Here is a 933-nt window from a genome sequence, read left to right on the forward strand (position 1 = left end):
TACCGACAGGCCAAAGACCGCCACAACGATCGCAAGATAGAACAGATCCATAGAGATTCTCCCAGTGAGTTCCAGTCGTACCCATTCTAGGAACCGGCAGATCAAAAAGGGGTAAAGGCTGACAGCGACGCTATAAAGATTTTATAAAGATGCGGGGAGGGGCGCCGCAGAGTTCATGAACGGAGAGCCGGTCTGGAATTTTTGGACGGATGGCCGAAAATTATGGCCGATTTATGCTAAAATGGGAGGTTGAGTGTTCGGAACCTCTCCGTACTTGTTCAAGGTGGGACATCTTATACCACAAACCTCCTCGACTGATTGTCGAAGAGCCGTAGGGTGCAAGAGAATGCCTCAGGTTCGCCCTTGGGATAAACTTTCCTCTCGCCCCTCCTTACCTGTGGGCTACCCAACATCTCTTCTATTACTTTCAGCGGAATTCATCGATTCATGGCGCTCAAGTCCACCGTCTTCAAGGTCAATTTACAAATATCCAACATGGACCGGCCTTATTACGCCTCCCATACCTTGACGATCGCCCGTCACCCCTCCGAAACCGACGAACGCATGATGGTGCGCCTGCTGGCGTTTGCTCTCCATGCCCATGAACACTTGACCTTCGCCCGAGGGGGGGCCGCTGATCAGGAGGAACCTGACCTCTGGAAAAAAGACCTGACGGGAGCCATTGACGAATGGATCGACGTGGGCCTGCCCGATGAAAAACGCGTGCTCAAGGCATGCGGGCGTGCTCGACGGGTAATCATTTATGCCTATGGCGGCAGCGCCGTTCCGCTTTGGTGGGCGGGAATGAGTAGCCGTCTCCGGCGGTTGTCCAATCTGTCCGTCCTCAGTCTTCCTTTGTCCGACAGTCAGGCACTGGCTCACCTGGTTGAACGCACCATGGATCTCAATTGCCTGATTCAGGACGATGGAAAC

General features: G+C 53.6%; 1 protein-coding gene. It reads left to right on the plus strand.

What is annotated here, in order from left to right; all coding sequences use genetic code 11:
* Window positions 1-447: 447 nt before the first annotated feature.
* Window positions 448-933, plus strand: a 486-nt coding sequence (locus M6F29_RS11840; RefSeq protein ID WP_298160166.1) for a YaeQ family protein, incomplete at its 3' end; no start/stop codon positions are given.

This window comes from Ferrovum sp. (genome assembly GCF_027317285.1).
Classification (GTDB): Bacteria; Pseudomonadota; Gammaproteobacteria; order Burkholderiales; family Ferrovaceae; genus Ferrovum.